The 18,427-nt window shown below is 34.2% G+C and carries 16 protein-coding genes; 5 read left to right on the forward strand and 11 right to left on the reverse strand.

Annotated features, from left to right (window positions below; all coding sequences use genetic code 11):
* Positions 1 to 13: 13 nt before the first annotated feature.
* The 9 genes from UH1x_RS01475 to UH1x_RS01515 form a co-directional block, all read right to left on the reverse strand.
* Positions 14 to 448, reverse strand: a complete 435-nt coding sequence (locus UH1x_RS01475; protein WP_482624552.1) for a hypothetical protein — start codon at positions 446 to 448, stop codon at positions 14 to 16.
* Positions 449 to 533: 85 nt separating this feature from the next.
* A complete protein-coding gene (locus tag UH1x_RS01480) occupies positions 534 to 923 on the reverse strand; it encodes a hypothetical protein (RefSeq protein ID WP_482624554.1) in 390 nt (129 codons plus the stop codon).
* A gap of 386 nt (positions 924 to 1,309) precedes the next feature.
* On the reverse strand, positions 1,310 to 1,699 hold the full coding sequence (locus tag UH1x_RS01485) for a hypothetical protein (protein ID WP_482624556.1): 390 nt from the start codon (positions 1,697 to 1,699) through the stop codon (positions 1,310 to 1,312).
* 47 nt (positions 1,700 to 1,746) lie between these two features.
* Entirely contained in the window at positions 1,747 to 2,496 is a 750-nt protein-coding gene (locus tag UH1x_RS01490; RefSeq protein WP_482624558.1) for a LytR/AlgR family response regulator transcription factor, read from the reverse strand.
* 6 nt (positions 2,497 to 2,502) lie between these two features.
* Positions 2,503 to 5,535 (reverse strand): ligand-binding sensor domain-containing protein, encoded by a 3,033-nt coding sequence (locus tag UH1x_RS01495; protein WP_482624560.1) that lies wholly within the window; start codon positions 5,533 to 5,535, stop codon positions 2,503 to 2,505.
* Between the two features lie 41 nt (positions 5,536 to 5,576).
* Positions 5,577 to 6,608, reverse strand: a complete 1,032-nt coding sequence (locus UH1x_RS01500; RefSeq protein ID WP_482624562.1) for a hypothetical protein — start codon at positions 6,606 to 6,608, stop codon at positions 5,577 to 5,579.
* Positions 6,609 to 6,617: 9 nt separating this feature from the next.
* On the reverse strand, positions 6,618 to 7,511 hold the full coding sequence (locus tag UH1x_RS01505) for an SH3 domain-containing protein (protein WP_482624564.1): 894 nt from the start codon (positions 7,509 to 7,511) through the stop codon (positions 6,618 to 6,620).
* A 21-nt stretch (positions 7,512 to 7,532) separates the two neighbouring features.
* A complete protein-coding gene (locus UH1x_RS01510) occupies positions 7,533 to 8,096 on the reverse strand; it encodes a hypothetical protein (protein ID WP_482624566.1) in 564 nt (187 codons plus the stop codon).
* A 235-nt stretch (positions 8,097 to 8,331) separates the two neighbouring features.
* Positions 8,332 to 10,479, reverse strand: a complete 2,148-nt coding sequence (locus tag UH1x_RS01515; protein ID WP_482624567.1) for a VIT and vWA domain-containing protein — start codon at positions 10,477 to 10,479, stop codon at positions 8,332 to 8,334.
* A 201-nt stretch (positions 10,480 to 10,680) separates the two neighbouring features.
* Between UH1x_RS01515 and UH1x_RS01520 the strand changes: the two genes are divergently transcribed.
* Positions 10,681 to 11,139: a pyridoxamine 5'-phosphate oxidase family protein gene (locus UH1x_RS01520; protein WP_482624569.1), complete on the forward strand. Its 459-nt coding sequence runs from the start codon at positions 10,681 to 10,683 to the stop codon at positions 11,137 to 11,139.
* 97 nt (positions 11,140 to 11,236) lie between these two features.
* Here the strand turns inward: UH1x_RS01520 and UH1x_RS01525 are convergent, their stop codons facing one another.
* Positions 11,237 to 11,995 (reverse strand): sigma-70 RNA polymerase sigma factor region 4 domain-containing protein, encoded by a 759-nt coding sequence (locus UH1x_RS01525; protein ID WP_482624570.1) that lies wholly within the window; start codon positions 11,993 to 11,995, stop codon positions 11,237 to 11,239.
* Positions 11,996 to 12,141: 146 nt separating this feature from the next.
* Between UH1x_RS01525 and UH1x_RS01530 the strand changes: the two genes are divergently transcribed.
* Entirely contained in the window at positions 12,142 to 14,649 is a 2,508-nt protein-coding gene (locus UH1x_RS01530) for a cation-translocating P-type ATPase (RefSeq protein ID WP_482624572.1), read from the forward strand.
* Here the strand turns inward: UH1x_RS01530 and upp are convergent, their stop codons facing one another.
* Positions 14,650 to 15,303 (reverse strand): uracil phosphoribosyltransferase, encoded by a 654-nt coding sequence (upp, locus tag UH1x_RS01535; protein ID WP_482624574.1) that lies wholly within the window; start codon positions 15,301 to 15,303, stop codon positions 14,650 to 14,652.
* A 288-nt stretch (positions 15,304 to 15,591) separates the two neighbouring features.
* Here upp and UH1x_RS01540 point away from each other — a divergent pair, with 288 nt between their 5' ends.
* Genes UH1x_RS01540 through UH1x_RS01550 form a run of 3 tightly spaced genes read left to right on the forward strand, consistent with a single transcriptional unit; the run spans position 15,592 to position 18,169 of the window.
* Positions 15,592 to 16,437 (forward strand): universal stress protein, encoded by an 846-nt coding sequence (locus UH1x_RS01540; RefSeq protein ID WP_482624576.1) that lies wholly within the window; start codon positions 15,592 to 15,594, stop codon positions 16,435 to 16,437.
* Between the two features lie 16 nt (positions 16,438 to 16,453).
* Positions 16,454 to 17,296, forward strand: a complete 843-nt coding sequence (locus UH1x_RS01545) for a universal stress protein (RefSeq protein WP_482624578.1) — start codon at positions 16,454 to 16,456, stop codon at positions 17,294 to 17,296.
* Between the two features lie 33 nt (positions 17,297 to 17,329).
* Positions 17,330 to 18,169: a universal stress protein gene (locus UH1x_RS01550; protein WP_482624580.1), complete on the forward strand. Its 840-nt coding sequence runs from the start codon at positions 17,330 to 17,332 to the stop codon at positions 18,167 to 18,169.
* Positions 18,170 to 18,427: the final 258 nt, after the last annotated feature.

The raw sequence follows: 18,427 nt of genomic DNA on the forward strand, positions 1-18,427 counted from the left end.
AACTACTAGGTAATTAGTCTCGATGTAATGAAGTTGCTATAACAACCATCCTTTCAAATGAAACCAAAAACATTAGGCTTAATAGTAATCTATAAATTAAATTATTGGCTATTTTTTTATACCACAACAACTGACTTAAAAACACCCAGAATAGTGGTTGTAGCCAAATCCCAAAAGAGTATTTCCCTGTTAATCTTTGAGTAAAAGCAATTTTGTCCATCTCATTTTCTATTTCTAAGTAAGAAATAAAAAGTCTAAAAATCCATAATATCCCGAAAACTATACCTGAAAATATTACCACTTTAATTGCGGTTCTATCAAAGCCATTTAATAATCCTTTATGCTTTGAAAAGTATCGAACCAAAAAGAATGCTACCGTATAGAATCCGAATGCAATGATTATATCAACTCTTAGTATTTCGGAAATAAAATGAAGTGTTTCTACCAATTATAAAAATTATTTTAAATGCTATAAAGATTTGAGATAGCTATAATTTTCAATCTCTCCCTAGCGATGCAACTGATTTAAAATATTATTCAATATTACCACTACCCTTCTTTTCTCTCTTTTCTTTCAAAAATAGATTCAAACCATAAAGCATTAATGCAAATCCTATCAATAAGCGAAGTGTATCTAAAATAAAATTTTCATTTATTGAATCTATAAATCTGTTCATCCTTAAAATCAATATTCCAATAACAATATATACTTTAGATGATAATGCTCTCCAATCAAATTTCCAATCGTTATTAAGTGAGAAAAGTTTGTTCTCTGCTTTATTGTGTAAATAAATACCATAAAATAAAGCTAAACCACCAATTAAAAATGTTATCCAAGATGGTATTAATTTGCTTGAATTATCTCCAAAACCTAAAAGTGTTATAAATAAGCCAAAGTAAATAAGTTGGGATGAAGTCTTCATTTTTGAAGTTTATTACCAATAAATACAATTAATTAACGTTCAGTGATTATTGATATTGCTTGAAATGATTGGTATCAACTTATCAAAGCCTTATGTTGAGGAATGAAATAAAATAGCTTTTTGTTCACAGTTAAAACTTTAATTTATTTTCACCTTTTTAAAAGCTAAATACATTCATCTAGCAATTTATATTTCAGACCTCTTTGAAAATTAACTTTTCAAGTTAGCAAGTAACCACTTATTGGATGTAGCCTGTGTTGTAAAGAGTATTTTTCCTTTTTTATGTCAAGTAGGTATTCTAAAAATTTAAAGTTTTTATATAAAACTCAAACCTTAAGGTTAAGCTTGAAGCCATTTCCATTTATAAATTATGTTAGCAAATGTCTTTATTTCCAAAACTGCCACCATTTTTTTTCATTTAAGGAACCTTCTTTTATTTGTTCTTGTAAAAATTTTTCATCATATAATTCACCCTCCTCACCCTGCACTTGAGCTTTAAGCTTATCAGCAATGGAAATCATTTTTATTATTATTTGTAAATCAGGATTTTTCACAGAAATTCCCCAATTTTCATTGAAGGTAAAAGGTATAGCTCTATCTTGATACTCCCAAAGTCCAGCGTCTGGCGTTGGTACATTAAGAATATTACCATTAGGCATTTCTCCAGAAATTTCCTGAATTAGCTTAAATTCTGCATCAGATTCAATCAATTCTATCCACTCAGTTTTTGTAATTTTGTTACCATTAAGACGGTTAATTGTCAAGTTGTATCCCATATAAAACATTTATCAAAATATAATATCATTTCTCCTCAACCTACCCCCTACCTATGCATCTTATCTAAAATCTCAATAATCTCGGTTTTCTTTCTAACAGATACTGGTACATTTTCTCCGTTTTTCAACATTAAATAACCGCCATCGGTTTTTATATAGGCACTAATACATTGTAGATTGACCAGATGACTTTGGTGCACACGAACAAAATCGTGACTGCTTAAAAGGTCTGCAAAGTACTTTAAGGTCTTTGTTACGAAAATTTTGCGTTTATCTTGAAGGTGGAAAATGGTGTTGTTACTATCAGATTCGCACCTAATAATATCATCTAAACTGACAATGATAATTTGATCTAGCGTATGTAGCGAAATCTTGTTCGGCTTTTTCTCTGGCGCTGCAATAGTCTCCTTTAAAATCTGTAAACGTTCTTTATTGGGTTGTAACTGCTCTTTTGCTCGTGAAATGGCTAGGCTTAAATCGGCATTTGAATAAGGTTTTAATACATAGTCGATTGCGGCAAACTTGAAAGCACGAATTGCAAATTCATCACTTGCAGTTACGAATATGATTTTGGATTTTAATTCCGGAAAAATCTCTAAAATATCAAAGCCCGTACCATCACCCAACATAATATCCAAAAACAGAATATCTGGCTGATTCTTACGCAGTACCTTGGCGGCTTCCACTACACTCTGTGCCGTTGCGATAATTTCAATTTCTGGGTGTTGCGTCTCAATATCCTTCTTTAAAAGGGTTAACGCGTCAATCATATCTTCTACTATTATCGCTGTATGCATAGGTGTTTAATAATCTGTTAGTAAAGGTATTTTAAAAGTAATCTTGGTACCTTCAATACTACCATCTTCATTTTTGATTTCACTGATCTGCAAGGTATTCTTCCCGGCAATAGATTCCAATCTTTCTTTGGTAACGGTCAATGCCATAGATTGATGGTCGGTCTTCGGCTTTTCGTTTTTCGACTTAAAAATACCTAATCCGTTATCAATAATACTACATTGCAAATGGGTCTCGCTAGTACTAAAACCTATCTTAAGTTTGCCCGGTTTATCGCCTTTTAAAATACCATGTCTAATGGCATTTTCCACAAATGGCTGAATTAACATTGGCGGAATCAATATCTCTTCGGCATCAGGGTTAGTTTCTACCCTGATAGTATACTCAAAAGGTTTCTGTGCCATTAACTGCTCTACTTCAACATAATGTCGTAATGCCTTTATTTCTTGATCTAAACTAATATGTTCTTTCCTTGAATTCTGAAGTGTTTCTCTCAATAATATGGCAAAGCTATTAATGGTGGTATCCATCTTTTCTGGCTTGTTGCCTGCCATCGCTTTTATCCCATTTAAAACATTGAATATAAAATGTGGATTCATTTGTAATTGCAATGCTTTCTGCTCTAAGGTCAACAAGTAATTTTGTGTTTTCAATCGTTCTTGCTCCGCTTTGTTCTTTGCTTTTATCTTACGAATGTAAAACCACCCAACACCTAACAATACAAAAATTGCCAATGCTAAAACCGACCATTGAAACCAGTCTTTTTTATACAGCGGACTATCAATAAAAAAACCGAATTCTATAGGTTCACTTTCTTGCCATCTGTAATTTCTAGATTGCACTTGAAAAGTATGGGATCCATAAGCCAGACCTGCAAAATTTTGCTTGTTCTCTTTTACCCACGGACTCCACTCCGTTTCATCTAATCGTGTTCTGTACTCAATTTCATTTGGGTGATCCACATCTACCGTTCTGAATGAAAAACCTAATTGTGTCTGCTCTGGTGTTAGTTGTAGTACCTTGTTACTATTTGTCCAGTCTTTTAAAATTAAGGAATCAATATTCTTATACCGCTCCTCTACTCCAGTAAAATAAACTGTTGGTGGTAACGATGCCTTTTTGCTTTCACTTGGCACATGTTTAGTCAATCCGTAAATGGCACCAAACCATAGATTTCCATAGTCATCTTTATCTACGGCATTTAAACAGGTTTCTATCCCTAGAAATCCGTCATTTCTACCAAAGTGATAGACGTCTACAATTTCGTTATCAGGATTTAATTCTATTTTATCCACTCCCCTTTCTGAGCCTGCCCACAAGTACCCTTGGTCATCGAAAATGAGCTGATAGATGTTATTGGAAAATAAATTCTTGCTTCCTTTTAATTGCTGAAAATTTACAGGATTAGTGCTGTTCGCATACCAAATACCCTTACCTGATGTACCTAAGAAAATAGTATCATCATGAAACAAAATCGTATTAACTGCAGTTTGTTGTTCTAAACCAGTTTCAATACTGGTCACCTTATTTTTTTCTATATAGCCTAAATGACCGTTTTGCGTGGAGTACCACAGCTTACCATCTGGTGCTTTTACCATGCCTTTTATCAGCATATCGGTAATACCATTGCGCTTAGAAAAGGTTTTTCTAACCACAAGGCTGTCATTATCTGAATAGTAATTGAATTTCACTATACCATTGGCATAGGTAGCTGCCCAGATATAATCATCATCTGCAATTACGGTACGCACCCAATCTGAAGGAAAGCCTTTACTCTCATCAATGATATGATTAGTAGTTCTTTCAACGGAAACGGTATCAATCTGTATTAAAAAGGTTTCGCTTGAAAAAAACACCAAACTGTCTACCATTTTAGTTTCTCGAAATAACAGCCCTCTATTGTCTGATCCTGCCCAAATATTGCCTTTTGAATCGCTATCGATTGTCTTGATCTTAACATCGAAAAATGTACCCTTACTTGGTAATGCGTGAATACCCGAGGAATCGATTTTTGCCAAACCAGCTTCTGATGTAGAAAACCATAATCCGTCTGCAGCATTATGTACCGCATAAACCCGATTTCCCTTTAGACCTGATCTTTGATTATAGTGCTTAAAGTTATTCTGAAAGTACTTGTAAAATCCGCCACCAGATGTAGCAATCCATAAATTGCCATTGTCATCTTTTACTACTTTTCTAATATGCGGAGTTGCTAAACCACTAGCTGTATTCAATTGTTTTACCTCTGCAAATTTGTTCGTTTCTACAATAGCAATACCCTCATTGTCAGTAGCTACCCATAACTCATCTGTATTTTGAATTGACATGGAGTTTATACGCGATGGTTCTGGCATTAGAAACCTGTCATCGTTATTATCTTGATTGATGATAAATACACCATCATCAAAAGTAGCCGCAAGAATTTTGTTTTGATGTGCAATAACGGACTTAAAATTATTGACTTCTAATTTTGTTTTTTCTGTTGCTGAATCGCTTAATTCATTAAGTTTCCATAAGCCATTATTGGTTGCTAACCAATAGTAATTTCCATCAAAAAGAATGGAATTAATTTCGCTAGAATCTATTTCAGGATTAATAGTAACCTTACTTAATTCTTTATTTTTAGAATAGCTATAGAGTCCCTTTTTAGTACCTACATACAGCACATTTTCAGTTGTGTAGAATTCAAGTATTTGTGGGGAATTAAAATTTAGGAAGTTGTTCTTTACTTTTATAGAAAGTCCTTTTCTGGTCCCCACAAAAAGAGAGTCATTTACGGTATATAAGGCATCAATATAATTAGAGAGTAAATCGTCACTTTCATTCCATACTTCAAAGGTTTCGCCATCAAAATTTGCCAATCCGCCACCTTGGGTTGCCAACCACAGATAACCCATTTCATCTTGTACAATATCATAGACTTGAGACTGTGGTAAACCATCTGCAATGGTATATGCTCGTAACTGGCTATTTTGCGCAGCTACATACATTGTTCCTAAAAAACAAAATACCGATAAGACGTATGTTCTAAGCAGATTCAAATATGTGTTCTATTTTAAGTAATTATCTAACGTTGTTATGCCTATAATATTTGATATAATAAAGGGTCTTGTATGTTTGTGTTTTGGTACTCAGTGGTATCATTAGGCTGCAAAATAGGTGCCAATACGCAGAGTACGGTTGTTTTTCCTTTTATTATTAATTTATTTCCTTGTACCCTACTTCTCCAACGGAATTTTTCTATCGGAATGTTCAATTTAAACAGTACCTCAGCCATTTCTGGAGATTCTGAAATCCAATCCATAATTGCTTCTTTGTCTTCTAAAGTAGGAATATCGGTAACAGCATCAAAAGTAAACTCCCAATCTATCGGAATATTAAACTTGAAACTATAGGCTTTACCAAACGAAGATTCTTGCCTTGTCTTTGACGCAGTAAACCAATCGATAGCTACATCAGGGTATGCTTGCTTAAACTCCTTTGCAAGATGCGCAGGTCCTTTAGATTCTGCTGTTGGATAATAGCCGTAGTAGGGCTTTGCCAAATAGTGATCTGCATATTTACCACCGAATACATTAAAATATGAGGACGCCACTACTTGCTCTGCTTTAAACGTATTTTTCAATTCTTGAAGTAAGGTTTGATTTTCCCCTAATCCGCACGAATGAAATATGATTTTAGAACTACTAGCAATGTTCTCACACATCGTTTCTATACTATAATCTTGTATTGCATTTTGTAAAGTGGAAACAGTAATTCGCTCTCCTATTTTTGTAGTCTTTAAAGACATGCCCAACCATGCATTGCTATGGCTTACAATGTGTATTTCTTTAAAACGCACTTGATTTTCTCCTGCACTATTTAGATAACTTAAAATCTCATCAATAGCATACAAACTATCTACAATTGGCATTCCTTGTTTTTCAAAATACTGCTTGGCATTACTATAATAGGTGTTATCACCTTCATCAAAACCAGCAATAAAAACAATAGCTTCTTGTACCATTTCTTTTTTGGTAGGTGAAGCAAGTGCCGCCTCCGACTGTTGCGAAAACGGCTTCTTACTACCTAGCATTAGCACACTAACCAATACTATAATTAAACACTTATTCATAATTATTTTTTAAAAGTCTATACTAACTACAGCATCTTCCTTAACCTCACGAACTTGTTCTTTTTCTGTCAACTTAGAGCCGTTCCACACATAAGAAGTGGTAATGAATTCTACGTTGTTTTGAGCCAATGCATCATCAAGTGTTTTGATGTTTTTGGTAATGGTCGTTTTCAGTAAAATAGTACTCTTAACGCCTTGCATATCCGACGGAAAAACAAAAGACTCGGTCTTTAAGTAATTGGTGTCTGCATAATCTATTAAATCTGCCACTTTCTTGAATCTACCATTATTCCAAAACAGGTAGCTCTTACCTACTTGGTAACCTGTGTCTTTATCAGCTAAATCTACTGTAATCACATCTTCTACATTGAACAGACCTAAACTACCATGGTTTTCAATATGAACCGGAATCGCAGCCAAACTATCTAACACCATTTTGTCTAATTGTTGTCCGTTTTTAAAGGCACGTAATTGGTATTTTACTTCTGTAATACCTGATTCGTTTTTGGCACTACTTTCATAACCATACACAAACTTCACTTGGTTGTCTGCAATACTCCCGAAGGATTTCTGAGCGATCATACCTCCCCAAACCCATCCGGTTTCGTTGCCTGTAGTTACTCGGTACCAGTGGCTATTGATGCCATCTATTTCTTTAGAGTACATGCTTTTTTCCCACAGTACCATTTTAGTTCCAATATCTAGAAGTGTTACTTTTTTACTTCTAACAGATGGCTTTTCACGAAGAAATACTTTGTGAGCCAATAAATACTCATAAGTCAGTTCTTCTGCAGGAATATCTTTATCCATCACTTCAAATTCTACTTGTTCTATACTTTGGGCGAACATGTTTACAAATGCAAATAAGCATAGGAATAAGGCACTTTTCTTTAAATTTTTCATAATTCTAAATTTTAAGGGTTATTAATAATTAATTGCTGTTATAGCGTCTTCAGTATCAAAATCATCGTCGTTCCAGGCAATGCTTCTAAGTACTTTAATATCTTTAATAGTAGCTGTTTCTGTGTATTCTAATGCTGCTCTTAGTATGGTTCCTTCTTTACCGAATAATTGGTTAGGAAAAATGTAGTGTATGTCTAAAATAGGTTCGTAGGCATACTCATTTTTTATACTTGGCAACGCGATAAAATCATTGTCATTACTTACCAAATAATAGAATTCTTCTGTGCTTGAACAGCAAGCGTTATATTCTAGGGTTACTTTTAAGATTTCATTGATATCTTCTAGATCCGGATTACTTAAAACCGAAATGCGTATTTCATCTAATAAACCGAAATCTGTAATGGACAATGTTGCTACATGACTTTCTGGATTGTTTGATTCGATTACGTCTACCAACCAGGTGTCTTCCTCTTCTTGACCACTACTTCTTTGGTTCGTGATATCGTAGGTATCCGTTAATTGAAACTCCTGTGCATTGGTGATACAAATGCTGAATAAAAAGGCGAATAGGATTAAATTTTTCATACTGTTATTTTTAGTTGTTTTCTTTCTACACTACTAAATTACAGCAGAGACAGCGCTTTTATGAGGGTGTTCTAGTATTCGTAGCACCTCATCTAGAATTCGTTGAAATACCCGTATTTATTCAGATACGATCTGTTCTAACTTGGAATTATAGTAAAAGAAAAACCTGCAAAATGTTACACATCTTACAGGTTTTCTTCTCCATAAGGAGAACCAATTAACAAAAACTAACTACCTATTTTTTCAATGTTAATGTAATTTCTTTTTTAACGGATTGTAAACTGATTTTCTCCAATTCCAATTGCATAGTTTCATCTATCGTCCAGCTACCATTTTCTAATTTCTCTACACGTATCACCTTGCCTTGTGCATTGAATTTTATGCGTAAGCTTTCATACTTTTTTAAGTACTCGGTTATTAGTTTGGTATACATCACTTTGAACTCCATCGTCAATTGTCTTTTTACATTCTTCTCTATTTCGTTTTCAAAATCTATGGTAAAGGTGCGTTTGAATTTGCTACTTTCTTTTACCTCTGCTTCTGCACCAACGGCTGAATTATTTACATTGTTAGGCATTGGTAACGGTTGCTTCACTTTGGTCAATGAGCCGTCCTCATTTACAATGGCTTCATCTACCGCTACAAAAGAAGTGTAGTTGGTAAGTAGGTTGTATTTCAATCCCAATTCAATTACTTCTGCTTTTACGTCTTCATTAAATAAGTTGCTGTAATCATCTAACTCCGCTATTTTCTTTCTTGCCCATAAATAACGTAATGCTTTGTTTTGCTTACTTAATTGTCCGTCAGATACATTATATACTTCTCTAAATCGCTTCTTGCCTTGGTAACCGGTAACTATAATTTTCCCTTCTGCCTTGCCCCTATATTTTCCATGGATAACAACTGGTCTTGCCGCAAAAACATCTGGTATACTCTTTTGGGCTAGGTCATACATTTCAAAGCCTTTTGCCTCTACTTTTACTCTCGTCAATAATGGTGTAGCAATATATTTCGCAAAGTCTTTGGCTACTTCTGCCGCTTCTTCAGATGTGGTTGCGATAAAAGATTCACTATTAGAAACCTTTGCCATACCTTCTATTAAATACCTATTGACGCTAGAGCCGATACCGAATGTGAATACATTGGCTTTATCCAAATTTGAACTTATCAGCTCAAAAGCTTCTTTTTCTACACTTACGTAGCCATCTGTAATAATGACCATAGAACGGGCACTACCCATATCTTTTCTAGGTAATTTATATGCCTCGTGTAATGCACTTAATAATTGGGTGCCACCACCGCCTTGACCATCGGATAAAAAACGAATGGCTGCTTCAATATTCTGCTCGGTCGATTCTACCGGTGTGGGGCTAAAAACAGTTGAACTAGAAGCGAATAACTGAACATTGAAGGTATCGCTCATTCGTAAATTGCAAAGTAGGTTTCGCATTAATTGTCTTGATACTTCTAAAGGGTATCCGTTCATAGAACCTGATACGTCTACAATAAATAAGTACTCACGTGACGGAATATCTTCTAACTCCACATTTTTACTTGGCTCCATTTGATACGTAAAAAAGTTCTCATCTTCCCCCTCATACATCAACAATCCCGTTTGTATCTGGTTACCTCTTAGGTTATAATTCAAGATAAAATCTCTGTTTGACGGATTCTTATTCCCTTCGGATAAAAAAACTTCAGCTGTTTTTGCATCAGGATGCCTTACAGTTACTTTATGACTTGTACTTTTTATATTCTGAATGATCATACCCGCATTTAGGGTTACTGTCATATCAAAATCAAAACTGTCAGCTATTCCTTTTGCCGTATATGCCATATTGAAACTCTCTTCATTTTTAGAGCTTTCTCCCGTAAACCTAGGACCAACAACACCTGGTGCTATAAATTGATATTCCCCATTTACAGGTACCAATATTTCTGTGTAATAGATATCTATGGCAATTTCATCACTAGGCATAATATTACCCACATTCATTTTAAACACGTTGGGTCTGTCTTGGTCTAACTTCGCTGCTCGCTTGCCTTCGCTCAAAGCGGTTTCATATACTTTTTGGGCTTCTTGCTTTTCAAATATTTTGGCATTGACAATTCTATTGCCAATAGTCATCTGCATTTTATGTACCGCTGCCTGTGTAGAAAGCGGAAATACATATTTTGCTTCTACTGCCCCTGCTCCCTTATTTTGATATACCTGCGTTACCCGAACATGAGCAATAGTACCAGATATTTCAACTTCTGTTTTTGAAGATTTTAAAGGAATAACCGCATCTTCTGTAGATACCAATAAATACGGACTGTCATTATCTTGAGAAAAGCCTGTGAAGATGGTGCAACACAGTAAAAAGGTGTAAAGTAGTTTCATGATCGTAGTTTTAGATTATTATTATTATTATTTGAAGTCAAATCTAACTGCGTACTACTCGTAAAATGGGTGCCTTTTAGTATTCGTTGGGTATGAACTAGAATTCGTAGTTCACTATAGCTTTTCAACTACTGACGAATATCATGTACCACTAATTCAATGATTTATACTTTTATCGCATCAACAAACAACAATAAGGTCATGAGAAGAAATTTAGATGAAAAGGAATGTGCAGCATTACTAAAGCAAAACTACATTGGTAGACTAGCCTATATTTCTGGTGGATGCCCACATATTGTACCTATCACCTATTTCTATGATGCAGATACCAACACCCTAACAAGCTATTCTTCTGAAGGTCATAAGATTCAAGAAATGAGAAAAAACCCATCTGTGTGTTTATCTATAGATAATATTACCTCTATTTCTAATTGGAAATCTGTGTTGGTTCAAGGCACTTTTGAAGAACTTTCGCGTATTGACGCCAAGCATATGCTTCATGAATTCTCTGAGGGCGTTAAAGAAGTAATATCAGAGAATTACGGTAAAAACCCTAAATGTATAAGTGAGTTTTCTGCAAAAATAGATACTGAAGAATCATCTATTGTCTTTCGTATAAAAATCAATGAATTAGCTGGGAAATTAAGGAGTACCGACTAGAATACCTTCATAGTAATTTGCTCGAGGCATTCAAATCATAATTATCGAGTAAAAAATAAAAAATGCTCTTCAACAATAGTTGAGAGCATTTTTACTTTTAATTGCTATCTATAAGAAATCGTTTCTCGAAACTATTTTTAAGCAGTTGTCTTGCAGACGCTAATAACTCTTCTACCTGTTCTTGTGTTGTTTTACGTATGTCCGCTATTTCTTCGGTAGTTAAACCCTCGTTAGTAAAAAGTTCAAATACCGTTCTCATTGGCAGGTTCATTTTATCTAAAATCAATTGTACATGGTTATATATACGTTCTTTATCTAATGTAGCATCTAGCTTATCCGCCAATTTCTTTTCTTCCTCGGTTATAAATACATGATTAAGAGAATAGTTGCTTTTATCTAAAGACTTATCATCCATCTCATCTAAAAGTAAAAAATCACCATCAGCGTCTTGTGTATAGTTCTCTTCCATAGCATCCCATTCTGGTTTAGAATAAGTATCTATATTATCAAAAAATACATGGTCAAACTCCTCCTCTACCAAACTATCTTCTAATAACTCATCTACTTTTTTGAATAGAAAAACATGCAATTCATTTTCACTTTTTATATCATCGATATGATCATACACTTCTATAAAAAGTTGATCTGTAAAATCGCTCGGGTTAAACATACCTTTATTTAACTTTCCATTTGCTATGGCACTATTCAACCTTTTAGACACATATCTGTAAATTTGAGGGAGTACCTTTAATAGTTCTGTATTGAAAGATTCTCTATTCTCTTTTCGTTTATAAGAGACCAGTTTAGAATACGTTTCTTTCATTATTATTCTTATATCATTCATGGTAGCTTCCATAATAGTTTACTTTTAAGATTATTACATTATAAAATTGCAAACTTATAGGCGTAAATCATATGATAAATGTCAGTGAGTTGCCTAAAGATTTCAGATAATTTAGTACTTGATATGCCTTTTACAAATTAATACCGAAAAACAATAGTATGATCAACCCTACCGACTTTGGAATTACCGGACTCACAGACCAACAGGTTGATGCTTCTAAAAAAAAACACGGCGTAAATTCTTTTAATTATAAGAAAGAAAATAGCTTTTTAAATGCCCTAAAAAGCATTGCTAAAGAGCCCATGGTTATATTATTACTCATAGCTTCATCTATATATTTTATAACCGGTAATTATGGTGATGGCGTTTTTTTGGCTTCTGCCATTGTTCTTGTTGGCTCCATATCGCTATATCAAGATTCTAGAAGTAGAAAGGCTCTAGAAAATCTCGAAAACCTTACCCACCCAAAAAGCAAGGTCATACGTAATGGTGCCGTTGTAGAAATTGATAGCCAAGATATTGTTGTTGGTGATTTTCTTATGGTTGAAGAAGGTACTACCATTTCTGCGGATGGTGTTATAGTTCACTCAAATGATTTTTCTGTAAATGAATCCATATTAACCGGCGAATCACTTTCTGTATATAAGGACGCCACAAGTACAGATAATTTAATTTTTACAGGAAGTACCGTTGCTAGCGGATTGGCAATTGCCCAAATTACAGCAATTGGCAACTTAACCAAACTGGGAAAAATAGGCAAAAGCCTTGAAGACATCACCGAAGAAAAAACACCTTTGGAACTGAAGATTTTCAACTTCGTAAAATTAATGTCCATCTTGGGCGGCGTCGTATTTCTACTCGTTTGGGGAATAAATTACCTGCGTTCTGGTATTGTACTAGACAGTTTACTAAAGGCATTGACCTTAGCCATGAGTATTTTACCTGAAGAAATTCCTGTAGCATTTACCACTTTCATGGCATTAGGTGCGTGGCGATTAATGAAAATGGGAATCGTCGTAAAACAGATGAAGACCGTTGAAACCTTAGGTAGTGCAACTGTTATTTGTACTGATAAAACCGGCACTATTACCCAAAACAAAATGGCTTTAGCCAAACTGTTCATATTAAAGACCGGTAACATAGTAAACACTAAAGATATTTTAGGCGATAATGAAAAAGAGCTTATAACTACTTCTATGTGGGCAAGTGAACCAATACCATTTGACCCTATGGAAATTGCCATACATAATGCATATGGTACCTTAACAGATAACGATGAGCGCCCCAATTATAAAATGGTTCATGAATACCCCTTAGGTGGTAAACCGCCAATGATGACCCATGTTTTTCAGGATGATGAGGGCAACCAAATTATTGCCGCTAAAGGTGCACCTGAAGCTATTATAGCAGTAGCCAATCTTAGTACTTCTGAAATTGAAATGATACAAAACACACTTACCGAATTAGGTAAGGATGGGTTTAGAATGCTTGCCGTGGGCATGGCAATATTTGAAGGAGAAAATTACCCAAAAGAACAACAAGATTTTACATTTGATTTTAATGGAATTATCGCTTTTTACGATCCACCAAAAGAGAATATTACACAAGTTTTGAAGGACTTTGATAGTGCTGGCATACAAGTGAAACTGGTTACAGGTGATAATGCTAATACCGCTATGGCAATCGCCAAACAAATTAATTTTAAAGGATATGAAAAATGTATTTCTGGCGATGAGTTAATGCAACTAACAGATACCGAATTACAAGAAAAAGTAAAGCACATCAACGTATTCTCTAGAATGTTTCCCGATGCGAAACTGAGAATTGTAAATGCATTAAAGAAAAACAATGAAGTTGTTGCCATGACTGGCGACGGTGTAAATGACGGCCCTGCTTTAAAGGCTTCACATATTGGTATCGCCATGGGTAAAAAAGGTACTGAAATTGCCAAGCAAGCGGCATCCCTTATTTTGGTTGATGATGACCTTTCTAGAATGGTAGATGCCGTTGCTATGGGTAGAAAAATATACACCAACTTAAAAAAGGCAATTCAGTATATCATTTCTATACACATACCCATCATTCTTACTGTATTTATACCCTTGGCGTTACGATGGATCTATCCAAATATATTCTCACCCTCCCATGTTATTATCTTAGAATTGATTATGGGACCCACCTGCTCTATCATCTTTGAAAATGAACCTCTAGAGAAAAATCTTATGTTCAAAAAACCTAGACCTTTTTCTACTACTTTTTTTAACTACAAAGAACTATTTACAAGTGTTTTACAGGGTTTAGCAATAACTATAGGTGCATTAGTAATTTATCAATATACAGTGGCTGTTGGGTTCTCTGAGAATACGACTAGAACTATGGTTTTTACGGTGTTAATAGTCGCCAATATCTTTTTGACTTTGGTCAATCGTTCTTTCTATTATTCCATATTTACAACCTTGAAATACAAGAATAATTTGGTTCCGTTAATTATAGGCCTAACGATTATTATTTCCTTAGCGATAATCTATATACCTGTATTAGCCGCCTTTTTTGAATTTGAAAGTCTAACGCTATCTCAGTTAGGTTTGACTATTCTTATAGGTGCCATCTCCGTTCTTTGGTACGAATTTGTAAAAGCAGCAAAACGCACTAAGAAAAAGATATAACTATAGCTTTTCGCCATATGCTAAATCACCAGCATCGCCTATACCTGGTATAATATAACCGCGAGCATTCAGTTCTGGATCTACTGCGGCAATCCATAAATGAGTATCAGTTGGGAAAACACTTTTTACAAAGTCAATACCTTGCTGAGAGCCTATAACAGAGACAATATGAATTTGTTTGGGCGTTCCATGTTTTTTTAGACCTTCCAATACATTTTCTAAGGTTCTGCCTGTTGCTAACATAGGATCTGTAAGTACAAGAACCTTACCTTCTAAAGATGGCGCAGCAAAATAATCGACTACAACTTCAAAATCATCTTCATTGTCTTCGTGTTTTCTGAATGCGGATATGAATCCGTTTTCTGCAGTATCAAAATAATTTAAAAGTCCCTGATGCAATGGTAAACCTGCCCTTAATATAGAACATATAACTACTTGATCTTGGCTTAAATGCATAGATTTTGTGCCAAGTGGAGTTTCTATATTTTTAAAATTATAAGCAAGCTCTTTACTAAATTCATAACCTAAAATTTCTCCTATACGCTCAATATTTCTACGAAAGCGCATTGCATCTTTTTGTATTTGTGTGTCTCGTATTTCTGAAATAAACTGATTGAGAACTGAATTTTCGTCGCCTAAATTATGAATGATCATGAATGCTATATTTTAATTCTAAGGTACTGCTTTCAAAAATAAAACTTGTCATTATGAATATGACTATTAACGACCTCAAGTTTTATAAAAATATAATGAAATAGTAGACGACAATATATTCCCCATACCCTCTTCATCTAGATTTACGATTGTCTTTCATTTTTATTAAAATATTGAAAATTAATGTCTTAAAAATAAAAGTTATGTTTTGCTTTTACTCCTCATGATATTTATCATAGGTTTTTTTCACACCCTCCAATACTTTTAAAGTATCAATAAAAGAAAGCTATGAAAAATATTCTCATTCCTACAGATTTCTCGAGCAATGCTGATCACGCGATTGCATATGCCCTTAATATTTTTAAGTGTGAGCGTACCAATTTTTATTTTATACATGCATATGCAGATGAAGTATATGGACCATATCATAATGTAGACAAGGATACATTCGACAAACAAAAAAATAGTATTGCTGAGGAATCTGAGAATAAATTACAGAAGCTTGTTGCGGATACGCAAACAGAAACACATAACCCACTTCATAAATACGAGGCAATTTCATCTTTTGAATCTCTGGTTGATGCCATTAACGATTTTGCCGATTCAAAAAATATCGACTTAATAATTATGGGTACCAAAGGTAAAACCGCTAGTTCTAAAATCACCTTTGGCAGTAACACCGTGCAAGTATTTAAGTATGTGAAATGTCCGGTTTTGGCCGTACCCGATCAATATAGTTATAACCAACCTAAGAAAATACTATTTCCAAGTAACTATATGCTCCCTTATAAACGTAGAGAATTAAAACTGCTGGATATTATGGCAGGAGAATTCAAGGCAGAGGTTATTAGTTTATACATCTCTGACTTTGAAGATTTAAGTCTTAGACAACTAGATAACAAAAAATTCTTAGAAGAATCTTTACCCCATGCTAGATTATCATTTACAAGAACCGGTGTCAAGAACAGGGCAAATGCGATTACCAAATATATAAAGGAGCATGATATAGATTTACTAGTAATGGTTAACTCAAGACATTCTTTTTTAGAAGATTTACTATACCAATCCACTATTGATGAAATGGGCCTTTCCTCTACTATTCCGTTTATGGTAATGCAAAATCTTCCCCGCTAACTAAAGTTATTCTACTATGAAAAAGATACTGATTACAACAGATTTCTCAGATAATGCATGGAATGCCATTTTTACTGCATTAAAAGTGTACACAGAAGTAGATTGTCATTTTTACTTACTGCATGCTTATGAACCAACACCTTTAAATTTAATGGGCTCCAAAAGCCAACAAAGGATGGGTGTTATATATGATTCTCTTTCAAAATATTCTGTAGAAGAACTCCAAGAGGTGCTCTCATATCTAGAAAAAAACCATAAAAACCCAAAGCATCAATTTACAACATTGTCTAAACCAGGAAATCTAGAAGACTCCGTAGAAACCGTTATAAACGAGAATGACATTGACATATTATTTATGGGTACACAAGGTGCTACAGGCGCCAAAGAAGTTTTCTTAGGCAGTAATACTGTTAAGGTTTTAAATCTTATAAAAAGTATACCCATTCTTGCAGTGCCCAACGGTTATAACTTTCAAAGTTTAAAGACTTTGTTTTTTGCAACTGATTTTAGTGCGCCATACAAGAAAAATTTATTTGACTCCATTATTGAATTTGCCAAAATATGGAAAGCAGATATTGAAGTGGTCCACGTAGCCATGGAATATGATTTAAACGATAACCAAGAAGCTCATAAAGAAGTTTTAAAAGAACGTTTAGCTGGGTTTGATATTAAATTTAAGAATATACCTTTTGAAATCAATACTTCTAAAAGTATTGACATGTATACCGAAAATAAAGATGATAGCATCTTGGCCATATTACGCCATCAGCATACTTTTTGGGAAAAAGTTATTGGTGAGGCTGTTGTAAACAAGATAGCATTTCATTCAAAAATACCTGTCCTATTCCTTCCCCAATAGTATCGCAGCTTTTCTAATATTTAAACTATTACAATGAAAAATATATTAATACCTACAGATTTCTCCGATAATGCCTGGAATGCATTGGTTTACGGAATTTCCTTTTTTAAAAAGACACACTGTACGTTTCATATTGTTCACGTTAATGCTATAAATACCAATGCTAGTGGAGAAGCTGCTATGTACGTATCTCCAGAAATTTTAGAATCCACAATATTGGCGGAAAGTAGAGAACAGCTTAAGGTCCTTAGTCATAGAATAGAGCAGTTACCACTAAATGTTAAGCATGAATTTCATTTTAAAGCTATTTATGGTTTTTTGACGGATCAACTTAAAGATTTGGTCAAAAAAAAGAATATTGACCTTATCATAATGGGTACAAAAGGGGCTTCTGGTCTAAAATCTGTTTCTATAGGTAGTAATACCGGTAATGTTATAACCAAAGTGCCCTGTACTCTAATGGCCGTACCAGAAGATGCTACCTATGAAAAAATTGAAGAAATTGGCTTTCCGTCTGATTTAAATTTGGCTTATGATGTAAAAATACTAGACACCATTAAAGATATCATTCTCTTGAAAAAATCTGCTTTGAGATTGTTATATGTGTCTAGCAAAGGAGAAGAACTAAATGCCAATCAAATAAAAATTAAAAACTTATTACTTGACTATTATAAAGAAACGGAATGTACTTTTCATGAAGTTACCGGCAAGCATATAGATGAGTCCGTTCAATGTTTTACAGAAAGTAGAAATCTAGATATGTTGATAATGGTCGCCAAAAACCTTAATTTTTTAGAGCGTATTCTATTTAGACCTACTGTTGAAAAAATTAGCTACCATACCAAAGTGCCATTTTTAGTCATTCACGAATAATATGCAACAGCTAAAATAAAAGAATCATAAATGTTCTTTTATGGCTATTCTTATATTTTCAACTGGCAATACGCTTGTATGTTGCCAAAGGTGTGTACCGTTTCTAAAGAATATTAAAGTGGGTACACCTGTTATTTTAAATCATTTTACTTTTCCATACCTCGTGGGCTTACTTCAAGGTTGTTTACTATTTAATAATAGCTATTAATAAAATCTTCCCTGATGACGAATATCATACTATTTGTAATCTACTCTGAT

The sequence above is a fragment of the Maribacter sp. UH1 genome, from assembly GCF_056839145.1.

Bases quoted from the DNA above. Each gene is read 5' to 3' on its own strand.
- UH1x_RS01480 (WP_482624554.1), bottom strand. From the start codon at position 923: ATGAAGACTTCATCCCAACTTATTTACTTTGGCTTATTTATAACACTT.
- UH1x_RS01485 (WP_482624556.1), bottom strand. From the start codon at position 1,699: ATGGGATACAACTTGACAATTAACCGTCTTAATGGTAACAAAATTACA.
- UH1x_RS01490 (WP_482624558.1), bottom strand. From the start codon at position 2,496: ATGCATACAGCGATAATAGTAGAAGATATGATTGACGCGTTAACCCTT.
- UH1x_RS01500 (WP_482624562.1), bottom strand. From the start codon at position 6,608: ATGAATAAGTGTTTAATTATAGTATTGGTTAGTGTGCTAATGCTAGGT.
- UH1x_RS01505 (WP_482624564.1), bottom strand. From the start codon at position 7,511: ATGAAAAATTTAAAGAAAAGTGCCTTATTCCTATGCTTATTTGCATTT.
- UH1x_RS01510 (WP_482624566.1), bottom strand. From the start codon at position 8,096: ATGAAAAATTTAATCCTATTCGCCTTTTTATTCAGCATTTGTATCACC.
- UH1x_RS01515 (WP_482624567.1), bottom strand. From the start codon at position 10,479: ATGAAACTACTTTACACCTTTTTACTGTGTTGCACCATCTTCACAGGC.
- UH1x_RS01520 (WP_482624569.1), top strand. From the start codon at position 10,681: ATGAGAAGAAATTTAGATGAAAAGGAATGTGCAGCATTACTAAAGCAA.
- UH1x_RS01525 (WP_482624570.1), bottom strand. From the start codon at position 11,995: ATGGAAGCTACCATGAATGATATAAGAATAATAATGAAAGAAACGTAT.
- UH1x_RS01530 (WP_482624572.1), top strand. From the start codon at position 12,142: ATGATCAACCCTACCGACTTTGGAATTACCGGACTCACAGACCAACAG.
- upp (WP_482624574.1), bottom strand. From the start codon at position 15,303: ATGATCATTCATAATTTAGGCGACGAAAATTCAGTTCTCAATCAGTTT.
- UH1x_RS01540 (WP_482624576.1), top strand. From the start codon at position 15,592: ATGAAAAATATTCTCATTCCTACAGATTTCTCGAGCAATGCTGATCAC.
- UH1x_RS01545 (WP_482624578.1), top strand. From the start codon at position 16,454: ATGAAAAAGATACTGATTACAACAGATTTCTCAGATAATGCATGGAAT.
- UH1x_RS01550 (WP_482624580.1), top strand. From the start codon at position 17,330: ATGAAAAATATATTAATACCTACAGATTTCTCCGATAATGCCTGGAAT.